Annotated in this window: 12 protein-coding genes and 1 pseudogene; 5 read left to right on the top strand and 8 right to left on the bottom strand. The window is 60.6% G+C overall.

Features of this window, described 5'->3' with window-relative positions; translation table 11 throughout:
• Positions 1–42: 42 nt before the first annotated feature.
• Together ACTNBZ_RS12395 and ACTNBZ_RS12390 are read left to right on the top strand one after the other, a co-directional pair.
• Positions 43–1,446: an MBOAT family O-acyltransferase gene (locus ACTNBZ_RS12395; protein WP_441210310.1), complete on the top strand. Its 1,404-nt coding sequence runs from the start codon at positions 43–45 to the stop codon at positions 1,444–1,446.
• A 13-nt stretch (positions 1,447–1,459) separates the two neighbouring features.
• A complete protein-coding gene (locus ACTNBZ_RS12390) occupies positions 1,460–2,596 on the top strand; it encodes a DHHW family protein (protein ID WP_441210308.1) in 1,137 nt (378 codons plus the stop codon).
• An 86-nt stretch (positions 2,597–2,682) separates the two neighbouring features.
• Here the strand turns inward: ACTNBZ_RS12390 and ACTNBZ_RS12385 are convergent, their stop codons facing one another.
• Entirely contained in the window at positions 2,683–4,038 is a 1,356-nt protein-coding gene (locus ACTNBZ_RS12385) for a winged helix-turn-helix domain-containing protein (protein WP_441210306.1), read from the bottom strand.
• Positions 4,039–4,405: 367 nt separating this feature from the next.
• Between ACTNBZ_RS12385 and ACTNBZ_RS12380 the strand changes: the two genes are divergently transcribed.
• Positions 4,406–5,476, top strand: a complete 1,071-nt coding sequence (locus tag ACTNBZ_RS12380; protein WP_441210304.1) for a BMP family protein — start codon at positions 4,406–4,408, stop codon at positions 5,474–5,476.
• 127 nt (positions 5,477–5,603) lie between these two features.
• On the opposite strand, the gene ACTNBZ_RS12375 is transcribed toward ACTNBZ_RS12380, so the two are convergent.
• Positions 5,604–6,944 carry a UbiD family decarboxylase gene (locus tag ACTNBZ_RS12375; protein ID WP_441210302.1) on the bottom strand — a complete coding sequence of 447 codons (1,341 nt, stop codon included), beginning with the start codon at positions 6,942–6,944 and terminating at the stop codon, positions 5,604–5,606.
• 411 nt (positions 6,945–7,355) lie between these two features.
• Here ACTNBZ_RS12375 and ACTNBZ_RS12370 point away from each other — a divergent pair, with 411 nt between their 5' ends.
• Positions 7,356–7,646: a hypothetical protein gene (locus tag ACTNBZ_RS12370; RefSeq protein ID WP_441210300.1), complete on the top strand. Its 291-nt coding sequence runs from the start codon at positions 7,356–7,358 to the stop codon at positions 7,644–7,646.
• Between the two features lie 79 nt (positions 7,647–7,725).
• The gene (locus ACTNBZ_RS12365; RefSeq protein WP_441210298.1) at positions 7,726–8,631 is read left to right on the top strand and encodes a C40 family peptidase; all 906 of its coding nucleotides are present in this window, start codon (positions 7,726–7,728) and stop codon (positions 8,629–8,631) included.
• A gap of 68 nt (positions 8,632–8,699) precedes the next feature.
• Here the strand turns inward: ACTNBZ_RS12365 and ACTNBZ_RS12360 are convergent, their stop codons facing one another.
• The 6 genes and pseudogenes from ACTNBZ_RS12360 to ACTNBZ_RS12335 all read right to left on the bottom strand — a co-directional run bounded on the left by ACTNBZ_RS12360 (position 8,700) and on the right by ACTNBZ_RS12335 (position 16,354).
• Positions 8,700–9,122 carry a serine proteinase gene (locus tag ACTNBZ_RS12360; protein ID WP_441210296.1) on the bottom strand — a complete coding sequence of 141 codons (423 nt, stop codon included), beginning with the start codon at positions 9,120–9,122 and terminating at the stop codon, positions 8,700–8,702.
• A gap of 276 nt (positions 9,123–9,398) precedes the next feature.
• Positions 9,399–9,872 (bottom strand): phage holin family protein, encoded by a 474-nt coding sequence (locus ACTNBZ_RS12355; protein ID WP_441210294.1) that lies wholly within the window; start codon positions 9,870–9,872, stop codon positions 9,399–9,401.
• 17 nt (positions 9,873–9,889) lie between these two features.
• On the bottom strand, positions 9,890–12,955 hold the full coding sequence (locus ACTNBZ_RS12350; protein ID WP_441210343.1) for a hypothetical protein: 3,066 nt from the start codon (positions 12,953–12,955) through the stop codon (positions 9,890–9,892).
• Between the two features lie 114 nt (positions 12,956–13,069).
• Positions 13,070–14,149: pseudogene (locus ACTNBZ_RS12345) on the bottom strand (hypothetical protein); the annotation flags it as partial.
• 116 nt (positions 14,150–14,265) lie between these two features.
• Positions 14,266–15,699, bottom strand: a complete 1,434-nt coding sequence (locus ACTNBZ_RS12340; protein WP_441210292.1) for a sensor histidine kinase — start codon at positions 15,697–15,699, stop codon at positions 14,266–14,268.
• A 1-nt stretch (position 15,700) separates the two neighbouring features.
• The gene (locus ACTNBZ_RS12335; RefSeq protein WP_441210290.1) at positions 15,701–16,354 is read right to left on the bottom strand and encodes a response regulator transcription factor; all 654 of its coding nucleotides are present in this window, start codon (positions 16,352–16,354) and stop codon (positions 15,701–15,703) included.
• Between the last annotated feature and the right edge of the window lie 347 nt (positions 16,355–16,701).

The raw sequence follows: 16,701 nt of genomic DNA, 5'->3' as shown, positions 1-16,701 counted from the left end.
GCGCCGGGCGCTCTCATTTCGCACGACGGGAGGGTACGCCCCTTGGTCTTTTCCAGTCTTTATTTTCTGTTCCTCTATCTGCCCATCGTACTGCTGATCTACTATATCGCCCCCCTGCGCCTGCGCAACGCGGTGCTGCTGGTCTTTAACCTGATCTTCTACGGGTGGGGCGAGCCCAAGTACATCCTCATCATGTTCGCCTCCATCGCCATCGACTACACCCACGGCATGCTGGTCACCCGGTGCAAGGAGCGAGGCAACGACAAAGGCGCCCGGCTGGCGGTGGCCTCGTCGGTGGTGTTCAACCTGGCGCTGCTGTTCTTCTTCAAATACTGGGATTTTATCGCCCGCTCCCTCGCCGCAGTGGGGCTGGGCTTCCTGCCGGTACTGAACATCCGTCTGCCCATCGGCATCTCCTTTTACACCTTCCAGACCATGAGCTATACCATCGACGTCTACCGTGGGGACGCCCGCTGCCAGAAGAACATCATTACCTTCGGCACCTTCGTCACCCTGTTCCCCCAGCTCATCGCCGGTCCCATCATCAAATACAAGGATCTGGACGATCAGCTGGAGCACCGTGCCCACTCCCCCGAGCAGTTTGCCTCCGGCGTGCAGGTCTTTGTGGTGGGACTGGCCAAAAAGGTGCTGCTGGCCAACAACCTGGGTATGCTGTGGGACGCCTATAAGGCCATGCCCGCCGGGCAGCTCACCACCGCCGGGGCCTGGCTGGGCATCCTGGCGTTTTCCCTCCAGCTCTACTTCGACTTCTCAGGCTACTCCGACATGGCCATCGGCCTGGGCCGGATGCTGGGCTTCGAGTTCAGCCCCAACTTCAACTATCCCTATATCTCCCGCTCCATCACGGAATTCTGGCGCCGGTGGCACATCTCCCTGGGCACCTGGTTCCGGGAGTACCTGTATATCCCCCTGGGGGGCAACCGGGTGAGCCGTGGCAGGCTGCTCTTCAACCTTCTGGTGGTGTGGGCGGCCACCGGCATCTGGCACGGCGCCAGCTGGAACTTCCTGCTCTGGGGGCTGTACTTCGCGGTGCTGCTCATTCTGGAGAAGTTCTTCCTGCTCCAGTTCCTGGAACGCCTGCCCGCTGCGGTACGGCATGTATACACCCTGTTTCTGGTGGCGGTGAGCTGGGCCATCTTCGCCATTGAGGATTTCGGCCACATGGGGGCCTATCTCGCGGCCATGTTCGGCATGGCGGAGGGCGGTCTGGCCGACGGGGCCTTCCGCTACTACCTGCGCTCCTATCTCCCCACCCTGGCTGTCTCCTGCGCGGCCGCCGTGCCCCTGGGGGCCCGGCTGTGGTGCCGTCTCTCCGTCCGGCGCAAGCAGCTCCTGCTCCCCGTCCTGCTGATGGCCGGCCTGCTGCTCTCCACCGCCTATCTGGTGGACGCCACCTACAACCCCTTCCTTTATTTCCGTTTCTGAGGAGGTCCGTCTCATGAGTAAACGCTACTGTATTTTCATTACCGCGCTCTTCTCCGCCTTTCTGGCCGTCTTTCTGGTGGCCGGCGCCGTCTGTCCGGATCAGGAGTTCTCCCCGCTGGAGAACCGCGCCCTCCAGCAGATGCCCGAGCTCTCCGCCGCCTCGGTGCTCAGCGGCCAGTTCATGTCGGACTTTGAGACCTACACCACCGACCAGTTCCCCGGCCGGGACGCCTGGGTGGACCTGAAGGCCCGCACCGAGCGGCTCATGGGCAAGCAGGAGAACAACGGCGTCTATTTCTGCAAGGACGACACCCTCATCACCCGGTTCGATACCCCCGACGCCGCCCAGGTGGCCGCCAATCTGAAGTACGTGGACCAGTTCGCCGCCAAGGCCGGGGTCCCGGTCCTGTTCTCCCTCATCCCCGGCGCGGCAGAGGTCTGGGCCGACCGCTTACCCGACGGCGCCCCCAACGCCAGCCAGAAGGTGGTCATTGACCAGGCCGGTTCCACCCTCACCAGCGCCCGGGTCTACGACACCTGGAGCGCCATGACCGCCCACAAGAACGAGGACATCTACTACCGCACCGACCACCACTGGACCAGCCTGGGGGCCTATTACGGCTACACCGCCCTGATGGATGCCATGGGCATGCAGGCCGTCCCCCTGTCGGACTATACAAAGACCACCCGGAGCGACTCCTTCTACGGCACCGTCTACTCCTCCTCCGGCGTGCGCTGGGTCCGGCCCGACTCCATCGAGACCTATGTGCCCGATGACGGCATTACCGTCACCTCCCATACCTACGACGCCAAGGGCAACCCCGTGGAGGAGGCCCGTTCCCTCTACGACACCTCCTTCCTCTCCGTCAAGGACAAGTACTCCATGTTCCTGGGGGGCAACCAGTCCCTGTGCGTCGTCCGCACTCCTCACACCGATGCGCCCAAACTGCTGATCGTCCGGGACTCCTATACCGACAGTCTGGTTCCCTTCCTCACCGCCCACTTCTCCGAGATTCACCTGGTGGACCCCCGGTACTACAAGCTCTCGGTGAGCCAGTATATCGCCGAAAACGGGATCGATCAGGCCCTGGTGCTCTACAGCGTGCCCAATTTCGTCAGCGACAAAAACCTGGTCTGGCTGTCCCGGTAAGCCGCCCCGAACGCCCCGCAGATACAAACCTCCCCCGGCGCAGACGCGCCGGGGGAGGTTTCTCTCTCTGTTCGTTTTTGCCGGGTTCACCCGCTCTCTGCGGTGCTGACAGGCCCCAGCATATCCGCCCGGCCCATCACTTTCTCCGGCCGGCCGCGGCCCTGTCTCCGCTCGTCCACCACGCGGAGGATCCCGGCCTGGCACATGGCGCTCAGGAAATAATTTGCCGTTCTCCGGGCGACGGAGAGGGCCTGGGCCAGTTCCCCGGAGGTGAGGCGCTGATTGGGCATCTGCTCCAGTACGTTCAGCACCCGGGCCACGGTACCTTCCGACAGTCCCGCACGTTCAGCCAGAAAGGAGAACGTGGCGGGCCGGACCACGGCGCCGCCCTGATCCCGGACTGCCAGCGGCCCGATGAGCTTGTCATTTTCGTCCATCACATAGCTGTGTCCAAGGACCTTGGACTCCCGCGTGGCGTTGATGGCATTGACCCGCGCCTGATAGGTATTCCTGCCGATACCGTATCCCACCGATACTTTAAAATCCAGCCTCCTGGCTAAAAAGCTGCTGAGCCGGCACACCGAGTAATGTCCGGTATAGGCCTCCACCATCTTCCGGCCGGTAAGCACCACAAAGCCAAAATGATTGCGCCGCAGGATATAGCGGCTCTCAGCATCGGAAAAGAACTCTGCCAGCGCCTGCTGCAGCAGGGCACACTGGGACTCAAAGAGCGGCTCAATGCTGTACGCCGGATTGGTCAGCCATATGTTGATGTGGATCTCGGCGGGCTGATTTTCCCGCATCTGCCGCAGCTGGGCCTCCTGCAGCAGGAGCTGGCAGGTGCTGCGCACATTGTCAATGCTGGGATAGGGACAATAAGCCCGTACACCCTGCTCCCGCAGCAGGGGGATCAGCCCGCTGAAGCGGGTGACAATGGTATCGAATTCCCCCGTTTTCCACACCGCCAACAGCTTCCGGTACTGCATCATCTCGCTCAGCTGCAGGTTCTCGCCCGGCTCTTCCTCCCGTTCCATATTCATGGCCCGGGTCAGAGAGCCGCCATAATCCTCCGCCAGAAATTCTTCCACCGAGATATGCATCCGCTCCAGGAAGTCACAGTAGATCCGTCCGGGCTCCAGCAGCTTGCCGCTTTTACGCTGAAGGTACCAAAACAGCCTGTGGAGCGCGGCGTCGTCCAGTGCCAGTGGAACAATGACCCGGTCGTCCCCCGGCGCGTTCTCCTGGATCGCCCGGGCAAAGCGGTTGCCGCTGGTCATGATCCCCGCCACCCCGTCCGGAATGGAACGGTATATCTCATAGAGATCATCCGACGGGTCATAGAGATAGATGGAAAAATCACAGTCCAGATCCAGTTTTGCCAGGCAGGCCTTGATATGGGTCTGCATATATTCGGTGGTCACCACCGCGATCTTATAGCGCAAAACACTCGCTTCCTTTCTTTGCTTCCGTCCTTTTTCCTGGCCCGTGCTTCTCCTTATTTCATCCTTAAATCCTGCCCGCACCGCGGCTCTGTCCCTTTTCATTCTGCCGTTTTCGTTGTCATTTACAAAGTTTTTTCTGAAAATAAGTCGCGTATTGACTTTCTGTGTGTACCAATCGTAAGATAAACTTGTAAAGGCCTTCCGGACGACCGTCACCGCCGTAAAATGAACGCTTTGGCATCATTTTACCACTTTTGGGCATGACGCGCCATCCTCCGCCGTGCCGGCGCGCTGCAGCCGCCGGCCCCGGGAAGCGCTCCGGCCGCTGGCATCCTGTCCAGCGTGAATCATCTGTAGGAGGTTTAGAATGAAACGGAACAAGATCTTCTCTGCGCTTCTCGCCATCAGTCTTCTGGCCGGTCTGGCCGCTGGCTGCTCCTCCCAGGGCTCCAAGCCCTCCGCTTCTCCGGCTCCCGCTCCCTCCGCCGCCGCCCAGCCCAGTCAGGCCCCCGCTGATACCGCCTACAGAGTGGCCATGGTCCTGCCCGGCTATAAGAACGACGCCGGCTGGAACCAGTCCGCCTACGAGGGCATGACTATGGCTGCGGAAAAGTACCAGATTGAGACCGCCCTGTCCGAGGGCGTGGCTCTGGCTGACTATGAAACCACTCTCCGGGACTATGCCGCCCAGGGATATGATATGGTCATCTGCGTGGGTAACGAATTTTCCGACGCGGCTCTGGCCGTGGCCCCCGACTTTCCCGATACCATTTACGCCATCATGAACGGCAACAGCGCACAGGCTCCCAACGTGGGCGCTTACCGCTTCAACACGCCCCAGACCGGCTTCCTGGCCGGCGTACTGGCGGCCGAGTATTCCAGGCAGAACATGGTGGGCGTCATTATCGGCAACACCGCGCCCCACATGCAGGACGCCGCCAAGGCCTTTGAAGCCGGCGCCAAATATATCAACCCTGATATCCAGGTCCTCTCCGGCTGTGCCGAGACCATGACCGATATCGCCAAGGGCAAAGAGATGGCTATGGCCTTTATCGAGCAGGGTGCCGACGTGATCTGCGCCTCTGCCAACTCCGCCTCCCTGGGCGCCATCGAGGCCTCCAGGGAAAAAGGGATCAGTCATATCGGCTATATCAGCGACCAGTACGACGTGGCCCCTGATACCGTAAAGGCGTCCATGATCCAGAGCAACCAGCTCATGATCTTCTCCATCATCGAGTCCGGTCTGGACGGCAGCTTTACGCCCGAGCTTCATCTCTTCGGCATCAACGAAGGTGCCATTTCCATCAGTGACTTCCATGGCCACGGCGCCGAACTCACCAGCGAGCAGCTGGCCGAGATCGACAGCGCGGTGGAGAGCGTCAAGGACGGCTCTCTTAAACAAGCCGGTATTCTGCCCAAATCCTCCTTTGAGCAGTGACCGCCCTTTTCGTCGGGAGCACCGGCTGCATAGGCAGCCGGTGCTCCTGCTTTTGCGTCAGTTGCAACCTCCGGCCGTGTATACGGCCGGAGGTTTTTTACGTTTCTCTTTTTCCGGGGCAGATGGCTCACACGCCGTAATCAGCCAGGGATACTTTGGGGTAGCGTACCCGCTGCAGGCAGCGGCTGCTCTCGCTGAGGGTGGCGTCAATGCCCATCTTGGTCTGCATGCCCCGCTCGTCGGAGCAGGGGTCCAGCTCGTGTCCCTGGGAATTGGGCACATAAAAAATGTCCCGCTCAGGCACCACCCGGTTGGATACCGCCCACATCACGTCGGCCGGATCATAGATATCCACATCCTCGTCCACCACGATGACATTCTTGATGTTCACGTAGGACGCCATAGCGGCCAGGGCGATGTTTTTGGGCTCTCCCGGATTGGATTTCTTCACCTGAATGATGGCCAGGAAACCGGATCCATAGGGCGGCAGATGTACATCCCTGACGCCGGAGCTGACATAGGTAGTGAATTTTTTCAGCAGAGGTTCCCGTGGGATCACATTGCCCAGTACCACATGCTCAAAGGAGGCGCCGTTGATGGTCTGATAGATGGGCGCGTCTCGGTGTGTAATGGCTTTGACCTGGAGCACCGGCACGTCCCACGGCTTGCTGTAATGGCCGGTAAACTCGCCCAGAGGTCCGTCCTCCGGTTCGCGCAGCCCGGGCAGGATCTCGCCTTCGATGACATATTCCGCTGTGGCGGGCACCAGCACGTCGGAGGTCACGCATTTGACTACATCCACAGGGCCGCCCCGGATGGCGCCCGCCACCTCCAGCTCATCCCCGGCATAGCGCAGGCCCGCGCCGATGTAGACCACCGGATCGGCGCCGATGACCACAGCGATGGGCAGCGGCCGCCCCTGGCCCTCCGCCTCCTCATAAAATTCCTTGAGATGCCGCCACTCATTGATAAAAATGCTCAGCTTATCCCGGCTTTTAATATGCATCCGCTGGAAAGACAGGTTCTGCGCCCGGCCGTCCAGAGCCCGGCTCACGACTACGCCGCCGGTAATGATAGGGCCGCCGTCCAGCGGAGCGTGAATGGGCACGGGTAGCCTGGTCAGATCAATATCCGCCCCGGTGATCACATGCTCCTGGCAGGGCGCGTGCTCCACCACCCGGGGCCGGACCGGACGCTCCAGGCACTGTTCCAGGCGCTCGGTGATCTCCTGCTTCCCGCAGCCAAGGGCCAGAGCGATATTGTCCATGGACCCCAGCAATCCGCCGCACACGGAGCCCTCCTTTTCTTTTATCCGGGTAAAAAGTCCGCCCCTCTGTCCCTGGGACTCCAGCGTAGCCAGGACGGAACCCAGCTCATACCGCCAATCCACCTCGCGGTCCACTACAGCCAGCCGTCCGTGCTCTCTGAGTACTTCCAGATAGCTTCTTAGATCGCAGATCTGCTTCATCTGTGCCATTCCTCCCTGTTTCATGTCCGCCGCACAGGCGGGAACACTGATTTTCGGCAAAGATATCCGTTTTCTCCTCAATGCCTGATTCTATTATATTTTCGAATTTTTATTAGTCAATAGAATGTAAAATGTAAAAAATATTTGTATATGGATACTATATTATCGTTTTATTAATACAGCATGACATACAAGGATTTTGGGATTTCGGCAGATTTACAGCAAGCCTCCCTCTGCATGCCGCCCACATCCGTTTCCGCGCCCTTCTTGCAAACAGCGGAAGGCCCGGGTCCGTTTCAGGAAGGATTTTCCGTAGATTTAACAGGAAATTAACATAATTCATGTTTGACAAGTTGGAAACAATGTGTTACAATTTGGTTACAGTTTTTAGTTGAGTTTTTGGAGGTTTTCATGGCAAACGAGAAGTATCCCCTGGTCTACAAGGGCCATCCGCTCCGCCGTAAAGGCAATCTGATCTATTACGGAAGCATGGCCGATAAATATATCATCATATTTCAAATCCTGAGCACCAAAAAAGTCCAGGACCTGGATGTGGCCAACAGAGTCCTGGTGCAGCTCCAGCTCACCGATCCCGACCTGAAGAGCCGCGACCGCGTGGTCAAGAAGAGCGAAAAGGACAGCCTGTACGCCGCCATGGACGTGGCCGCCGTGTGGCTGGACCGGGCGCTTGCCGGCAAGTAACTCAGGCTTTACCAAAACACGAACGTACAGATCCAGGCTGCTTTCCGGTGGCCGTCAGTTTGAACGGAGGAAGTTACCAATGATACAGCCCGTGAAGCTCCTGCGCGTTATGGCCGTTACGGCCGTTGTCTCCTGTGCCTGCCTCGTCAGCGCGGCCGCCGCCAGCATCAGCGTCGGCACTGTGAACGCCGACGCGCTCCGTCTCCGCTCCGCCGCCAGCACGGAATCCACCATTCTGGCCACCGCTGCCAAGGGTGACGCCGTTGTAGTGCTGGAGGACGCCGGCAGCAACTGGTACAAAGTGGATTACAAGTCGGTCCAGGGCTATATGTCCGGCGACTACCTCACCATTTCCGACAAGGCCGACGCCGCCATCGGCTACGGCAAGGTGAATACTGACGGCGCTACGCTCAATGTGCGCAGCGCTCCCTCCACCGATGCCTCCAAGGTCACGGCCCTGCCCAGCGGCGCCGTGGTTAAGATCATCGGTGTGGACAGCAACTGGTACAAGATCTCCTATAACGATCAGACCGGTTATGTCAGCAGCGATTATCTGATCACCACCAAGGATACTGTCTCTTCCCGCGGTGACGACACTGTGGCAGCCTCCTCCAGCGTGGGCCAGCAGATCGTGGCCTATGCCAAGAAGTTCCTGGGTGTGCCTTACTCCTGGGGCGGAAACGGCCCCAACGCCTTTGACTGCTCCGGCTTCACCAAATATGTCTATGCTCACTTCGGCGTGACTCTCAACCGTACCGCCACCGCCCAGCTCTCCAACGGCTCTGCGGTTTCCAAGAGCCAGCTCCAGCCCGGCGATCTGGTCTTCTTCCGCGCCAATACCAGCAAGCCGGTCTCCCATGTGGGCATCTATATCGGCGGCGGTCAGTTTATCCACGCCTCTACCAATACATACTCCGTCAAGATCGATAACCTGAACTCCGGTTACTATAGCGGCGTCTATGTTTACGGCCGCCACATCCTGTAAGAATATAAGAAAAGGTCCGCTCTCCAATGGAGAGCGGACCTTTTTCATTGTCTTTTGCCGCCGGGAGCTTACTCCTGGGGCTTGTCTTTCTCGCAGCCGCAGCAGCAACCGCAGTCCTCATGGGGCTCCACGGGGGCGGCTGGCTCCGTAGGCTCCTCCGCGGGGACCTCGGTCTCCACGACTACGGACTCCACGTCGGAATCCTTGATGCTGCCCTCTTCCTTAAGCTCGGCAATGCGGGCCTTGTTTTCCTCGATATTGATCTTGGCGGTGGTGATCTTCTCACACAGGGCGCTGTAGGCCGCCTCGGGGGCCATGCCACGCTCGGCATAATAGAGCTTGCCGATCTCGATATAGGCCTTCCGGATGGCGTCCTCCTCGCCGCTGTTGGCCAGATTCAGCTTTGCGATCTCCGCCAGCTGCTTGGATTTGGCAACACCCACCTGGGTCAACTCCGCCGCCTTACTCTTCAGGTCGTCGAAAAATGCCATGTAAAATGACCTCCTTTTCCCTTAAGCTGGCTCTATTTTATACCCTTTCCACTTACCACGCAAGTATCTGCCGTATAATTTAATCCAAATGTAATAGATTCATGCCATTCTAAAACTAACAGTATCCATTGCGCCGCAGCGGCTTCACATGGTTTCAGACGCAAAATTTGTAACCAACTTGCAACTAACCTGTAACTAACAGCACAAATTTGTACATGTCGTAAGTGCAGTGACAAAAGGCCCGCCCCACAGTCTATCCTGCGGGGCGGGCCTCTTTTATTTCTTCTCCGGCGAGATTGTATCCCCCGCCTGATCCACGGCGTCTTTTCCGGCGGCCAGGAGCCGGGGGAGCCATGCGGGCACGGGTGCGCCCATGAGCACGGCGTTCTCGCCGATGCTCCCCAGCTCTGTGATGCAGTACCATACCAGCACCAGCGGCAGCAGCAGCCCGGTATAGGCAAAGGGCAGCTCCACCAGCGGCAGGTTCTCCAGCACCAGGGAGAGCAGCAGGTCTGCACCGGCGGCCACCAGGACCACCACCACCATACCGGCCTTGTGCCAGACGCCATCCCGTGCGGCCTTGGAGGACCATTTCCCCTCCTTGCAGGCGGCCAGGGAGCCGGTGATATAGTCCAGGGCCACCAGGGCGATCCAGCCCAGCAGCAGCCAGCCAAGCCACCCCCACAGGGCGGTCAGGCCGCCCAGCACCGCCGTGACGGCGGCCTTCCAGGCGTTGATGTGTTCTTCCATGGATGTACCTCGCTTTCTTATTTCTCACTGCCCATGATCTCATAGAAGTGTTTCACCTGGCGCTGGGTCATACCGGCCTCCTGCAGCTTCCGGATCTTGTCCGCCTTTTTCCCGTCCCCGGAATAGATGGCGTAGTACTTCAGATAGTCTTCCTCGCTCATGCCCCACGACTGTGCAGCCGGCCACTTTTTCTGAGCGGCGTCGCTCATGGTGCCGATGCTGTAAGGGAGGACCTTGGCTGGGAACATGCTGTAGAACCGGAAGGTCTCGTCCACCACAGCCCGCTGTTCGGCGGTCAGTCCCAACCCATCCAGATATTTGGACAGCTCGGTCTGCTTCTGCCGGGGGACCGAATCGCCGCTGTACGCCGCCCGGTCGATCTCCCCGTACCGCGTCAGGATGTCCGCGGCCGTCTCCGGCGGGATCCCGGCGGCGGAAAGGGCACCGGTGAAGGGGTTCTTCTCCTCGTTCCATCTGTTGTCCTGGGACTGCCATACCTTGCCCTTCTTCCGGTCGTTCAGTCCGCTCAGGGGCAGCAGGGCATGTGCCGCCTCGCTTCCGGAGACGGTCCCGTCCCCATTGGCGTCCGCGGTACTCCGGTAGAGCATGTACGCGCCTGCGGGGACGCCGCTGGACATGGCCTTGGCCACCCAGCCATCCGGCTCATAGCCGCTCACAGCGGCCTTTCCAACCGCGTCTGCATACTGGTACACGTCGGAGACCAGATCTGCCTTGTCCTCGTCGCTCATGGCCCGGTAAGTGCCGCTTTCGATGATGTAGCTCAGAACGTTGTAGGCCGTCTCTCCCCGCTTTTTGGCGTATCGGACGTACTCCTCCCCGTTCAGGTACTTCTCTTTCCCGTCCACGGTAAAGAACCTGGGGGCCCGGCTGGGCACCACGCTGCCGTATCCAGTCCGGTCATAGAGGCGCTGGATCTCCGCGTCTGCCGCCGTCACGTTGGTGAAGGAGGTGTAGGCCGGATTCAGGAAGTTGTTCATCGCCCGCATGGGAAGGGTCCCCGTGGGCTCTTCCCGGCCCCATGCGTCGATGTAGGGGACCTGCTGGTAGTCCCACCCCGGTATACGGGAGCTGGCCCGGCCCAGGGCGTACTGGACGTCTGTGGGCAGCAGGGCGCTCTTGTCGGTGTAGGTGCTCGTGCGCCTGTCCTCCGCCGTGCGCTCGATCTGGCCGCCGATGGTTGGGATGGCCTGGGACAGGTAGCTCACCAGTGCCGAGCCCGCGATGGCGGGCAGCTTCCCGCTGCTCTCCGCGTAGGACACGCTGTCGATGAGGTCGTTCAGGGACTGGAGCATGGACATCTCCAGCATGGGCTCGGCGGAGGCTGCCAGGGCCGTCACCAGCCCGTCTCCGGTAAAGCCGCTCCGGCCAATGGCCTCGGCAAGCTCCACCCCCATGAAGAAGGGCAGCGCCTCCGGCGCCAGCCAGTCCAGCGTCACCGAGCCGCCGCCGGGCAGGTTGAGCGCGTAGCTCTGCCGTCCGGCCAGATCGTCCAGCGCCTCCTGCTTCTCATCGTCGCCCCCGCCGCGCACCAGTCCCTGTGCGGCCAGATACGCGCCCAGGGCCATAAGGGCAGACCCGGTCAGTCCGGCGGCCATGTTGTCGATGACCTCAGCGGCGGTCTTATTCCCCTTTTTGGCCTGGTATAGGTCGTAGGTGATGGACTTGGCAAACCCCGCCGGACTGTACTCCAGGCCACGGGCCAGAATGTTGGCCGGGGTGCGCTTGAAGGGCAGCACCGCCTCCCCGAAGGGGCCCATCGCTCTGGCCACCTGCACCACCTTGTCCGACACGGCGTTGCGGTCGTTATAGGTGGCCCTCAGCGCCTCCCGCCCGGCGTAGTCCCTGGCCCGGCCCAAAAGGCCCTGGTCCACGGTCCCCGCCGTAAGCTGTTCCGCCGTTACGTTGTTGGCCTTGAGGTATTTTGCCAGGGCGTCGGCGTAGGTCACGCGCTTGAACAGCGCGTCCTCCACCTCCAGCGCCCGGGAGTTGCCCGTCCGGGCCGACTCCAGCACCGGCAGGGTGAAGATCTTCCGGCGGGACTCGATCCCGCTGCGGGCGTCGTTGTACTTATTTCCGGAAAGGACCTCCGCCGCGTTGGGGTAGTCCGACCACGCCGCCCGGTAGAGCTCCGGGCTGGCCGCAAAGCTCTTGGTCCGCTCAAACTGGAAGCCCAGCTTCTCCGCAGCCGTTTCCAGCGCCGCGCCCACCTCGTCCTTGATCGCCCGCACCGGCTGGAAGCCCGCGTTGCCCACCACGTTGCGGATGTGGGTCCTGGGGTTGCCCAGCATGGCAAGATACCGCCAGGCGTTCCACTTGTCCCTCCAGGTGGCGGGGACCTGGCTGGCCACGTTCTGATAGATCTCCTCCATCACCGCGTCCCGGCCCGCCTGGTCATTCTGCTGATGGAATTTATCGATCAGCGCCGGGTCGATGGTCAGCTCCAGGTCCGGGTGTGTTCTGGCCAGTTCTTCCCGCAGGTTCCCAATGGTCCGCTCCACCGCGTAGAGCTGATAGGTGGGGTCCAGCTTCCGCAGGATGGAGGCCGCCTGTACCGCCTGTCCGGCAGTGGTCTCCATCTGGGCGTAGAGGCTGAGGAGCTCGGCGGTGGCCTTTCCGTCCCCCGCGTTGGCCGCGTTCACCAGAAGCTGCTGGCCCAGCGTGGCCAGATCCTTGGACACCACGCCTTTCCGCACGCTGGCGGAGAATTCCACAAGCGCCCGCTGGAAGCCCTCGTCAATGATGGTCTGTTTCGCCCGCCCGATAGACGCCTTGTCTGTCACCCGGTCGTAGGAGAGCTTCCCGGAGAGCACCATGTCCTCGATGTCCTTTACCACCGCGTCCGGGATTGCCTTGGCCCCCATGGCGGTGGAGGCCGTCTTGCGGATGTTCCGCCCCTCCGGGTCCGTGGTGGGCACGTCCACCGGCCGGGCCGCGTTAGCTCCCTCCGGGAAGAACTCAGAGCGCGTCCCCTGGAAGGCCGACCACTGGTCGAAGCCCTTCCGCGCCGCGCCTACGGATGATTCCGGAACGGCCTGGGCAGACTGGGCATTGACACCTGACACGTCCTGCGCTATACTGGTGTCAACGGAAGAGCTTCTCACCAGTGCGCTTCGGGCGTTGCCCTCGGGGCTGGCCGTAATGCCAGCATCAGGGATTGGTGCAGTGCTCTTCCCTTTTTTTATCCAAAGGGAATTTGTTGTCAATGCATGCCTTCCATCCGTAACTGCCTGCGCCGTGACATAGGTGCCCCCGATTTGTTTTGAAATGAGTAACACAGGCCGTCCAAGGGCGTCGCGCTCTCCGGAAAGCGAAACGCTGTCCGGAGATGAGATAACTTGCGGAATGAGAGCAACATCTTCTGCTGTTACCGCTTTCTGCCCCCTGGAATCTTCTGTGAGCACATCTCCATGGTTTTTGAAGATGTGCTGAACAGAATCCCCTGGCAAAATCGCCGTATATCCTGCCACGTCCATCCCTGTAGCAACTTTGATTGTTGATGCCGCGCTGTCCGGTATTGTCCCCATGTAAAGGCGTTCAGGCCCGCCCTTCTTCCTCAGCGCGTTTCTTACAAAAGAAACAATGTCACTCGTTTTTCTAACAATGATGTTGTTTTTCCCGCTGGAAAGCCTTGCCGCACTTTGCTCCGTGATCGGAACAAGCCCGGTTCCCGCCTCCCCCGTGGAGGCGGTTTTTTGCTGTCCGCCTGCGCCGGGGTCGGGCAGCGTCCGCACCTGCGTCCGGGTATCCGCTCCCGGCATCATCTCCACCTGCCCCATCCCGGATAACTCCGCTCCCATCCGGGCATACTGGGTGTTGCCACTGGCGGAGGAATCTGCTATAATGGGGGCAGAAGAAGTAGGCACACCCTCTGAGGCCCCGGTGAGCGCACGCCGTTCACCTGTAGGAGGAGTTGTGCCTACTTTTTTTATGGCCACAACTTCTTCCGGTGTGAAATAATACAGGACATTTTCCTGTGCACTGCGTGCGTTTTCCTGGACCAGCCGGACGCGCATATCGATCTCATAAGGTGCGCCATCGATGTACACTGTGGTTTTCAGATGGTCGATCCCGTTGATCTGCGTTCGTCCCTTGCGGTCTCCCTGGCTGTCGAACCAAACGCCGTTGTTGGCAATTCGTTCAATATTGTCAAGAACAACTATGCTTTCCGCAGGCACTCGGTTTCCATCTGCCGGAGACAGCATCTTATTCAGGGAGGCCCGCGTGATCTTCAGCACATATTCCTCGCCGTTGCGCATCACGTTGCTGGCCGGGATGTAGGCCGCGCTGTTTTCATCCAGCCCCAGCCGCTTCCTCGCCCGGGAGATGGCCTGCTTGCGCAGGGAATTTCCCGTCTCCGGCAGGGCCCCACCGTTCATCTCCGCCACGCTCTGCATGGACAGGTTGATGATGGGAACCGTAGGCATTTCCACGTTCTCAGGACGCACCGCCCGGTACGCTCCCGCCTCCCTTGCGGAGGCGGTTTTTTGCTGTCCGCCTGCGCCGGGGTCCGGCAGCAGCTCCACCTGCGTCTCAGTATTCGCCCTGTAGGGCGGGACTTGTCCACCCGGTAGAAGGGCTCGCTGATATGGGCCAGCTCTTCCGCCGCGATGCCCCGCCCGTTATCCTGGACAGTGAAACGGCAGCCCTCCCGGGTGACCTCTCCCCGGACCCGGATACAGCCCGGCTGATCCATGGCCTTGCGGGCATTGTCGATCAGGTTGGTCAGCAGCGTGCGCACCAGATCGGGCTCCAGCCGGCACACGCCGGGACCGCACTCATAGCGGAATTCGATCCCCTCCCTGGCCAGGGAAGGCCCCACAGTCCCCGCCACCTCCTTCAGCAGCGCCCTGGGACGGCAGGGCAGCAGCTCGAAATCCCCCTTCCGGGAGACGAAAAGCTCCAGCAGCTTGAGCGAGAGCTGTTCCAGCCGGCGCCCCTCGTTAAAAATATAGTTTGCCGCGCTCTGCTGCTCCTCCGGCGAGAGAGTCTGGCTGCGCAGAAGATCGGCATAGCCGATAATGGCGGTCATGGGGGTCTTTAACTCATGAACGAAGCTGCCCATGAACTGCTCCTGCCGCTGCATGGCCTGCCGCATCTCCTCCATATTCTGCTCCAGCTGTCCCGTCATGTGGTTCAGGTCCCGGGCCAGATCCCCCACTTCGTCGTGGGTGGTGATCCTGGCCCGGCAGGACAGGTCCCCGGCGGTGATCTTCCGCAGCACCCGGGAGAGCTCCCGCAGGGGGCCGGTGATCCACCGGCTGAGCACCCAGGACATGGCCGCACTGAACACCACCACCGCCGCATAGGCGACCCGGTAGTCCCTGAGCTGGGTCTCCCGGGTGCGGTAGGCGTCCCCCAGGTCATACAGGGCGTCCAGCGTAAAGGGCACGCCCCCGCAGGAGAAACGGCCGGTCACCTGAAGGTACCAGGTGTCCTCCTGGCGGAAAATGCCCGTGGAGCACTGGTTCAGCTCTGTCTGTTCCTGCAGCGTACTGTTGAATACCCGGTGGTCCGGGCTGCTGTAAAGGATCATATCGCCGCTCTTCAGCCGCAGGGCCGCCCATCCGCCTCCCTGTGCGTCCAGCTGGTAGATGGTGTTGTGCATATCCGCGTAGGACACCGCGCCCCCCGGGGCATCCACAGCATCCAGTGAGTAGAGCAGCATATGGTAGGTGTAGTAGGCGGCACTGCGCTCCCGGGCCAGCGCGCTCTCAAAGGACCGGTCGAGCAGGATACAGTTGCCCACGCCGAACGCCACGGCAATGAGCAGTGTGATACACAGCGTGATCTTGGTCTGAAAACGCATCTCACACCTCCAGACGGTAGCCCACCTTGTAGACGGCCTGGAGCTTGTCCTCCCAGCCCACCTTTTTCCGCAGGCGCTGCACGTGCAGGTCCACCGTCCGGCTGTCTCCCAGGTAGTTGCTGCCCCACACCCGCTCGTAGATGGTATCCCGGTACAGCGCGGTCCCCACATTGCGCACAAAGAGCAGCAGCAGATCGTACTCCTTGTGGGTCAGCGGGATCTCCTGCTCCCCCCGCCGCACGATCATGGAGCGGGTATCAATGCTCAGCCCGCCGATCTCGATCACGCTCTGCACCTTGTTGTACCGCCGCAGCACGGTCTCCACCCGGGCCAGAAGCTCCACGATCTCAAAGGGCTTGACGATATAGTCGTCCGCCCCCATCCGGAGCCCCCGCACCCGGTCATCCACCGAATTTTTGGCCGTAATGAAGATCACCGGCGTCTCCAGGGGACGGATATACTCCATCAGGTCATAGCCGCTGGCCCCCGGGAGCATAATATCCAGCAATATCAGATCGAAGTGCTCCTTTTCCAGCAGATCCGCCGCGCTGATGCCGTCATAGACACACACGGCGGAGTAGCCGGCCTTGGTCAGGCTGAGCTTGAGCAGGGACGCAATGGCCTGCTCGTCCTCCACGATCAAAATCTTGAGCATAGTGACCCCTTCTTTCTCTCTGTGTATGGTGCAAAACCGCGGCTTCTTTCCGGCCCATGTGCTTTTCTCATATCAGCACATAATTGCATCATAATTGTATCATGCCCGGCAAAACAAACTTTCATAGCACAAGATCCCCATGCGGATATAGAAAAAAGAGGGTGCCCGCCGGACTTTTTTCTCCAGTCTTTCCCCGGTGTATCCCGCTTCGAATATACAAAAAGGCGGCCCGGCCTAGCCCCGGGGGCGGTGGTTGCAGTTTTGTTGAACTGGTTCCGGCGGGTGAGGGTGCTTGGGCCGGCCTGCATATCGCCCGTGGGCACCACGCGCTTTCCGGGGCCGTAGGC

Source organism: Pseudoflavonifractor sp. HCP28S3_F10 (assembly GCF_052065415.1).
In the GTDB taxonomy this organism is placed as follows: domain Bacteria; phylum Bacillota; class Clostridia; order Oscillospirales; family Oscillospiraceae; genus Pseudoflavonifractor_A.
The sequence above is the reverse complement of the archived record's forward strand: the minus strand, read 5'-3'. Positions and strand labels throughout refer to the sequence as shown.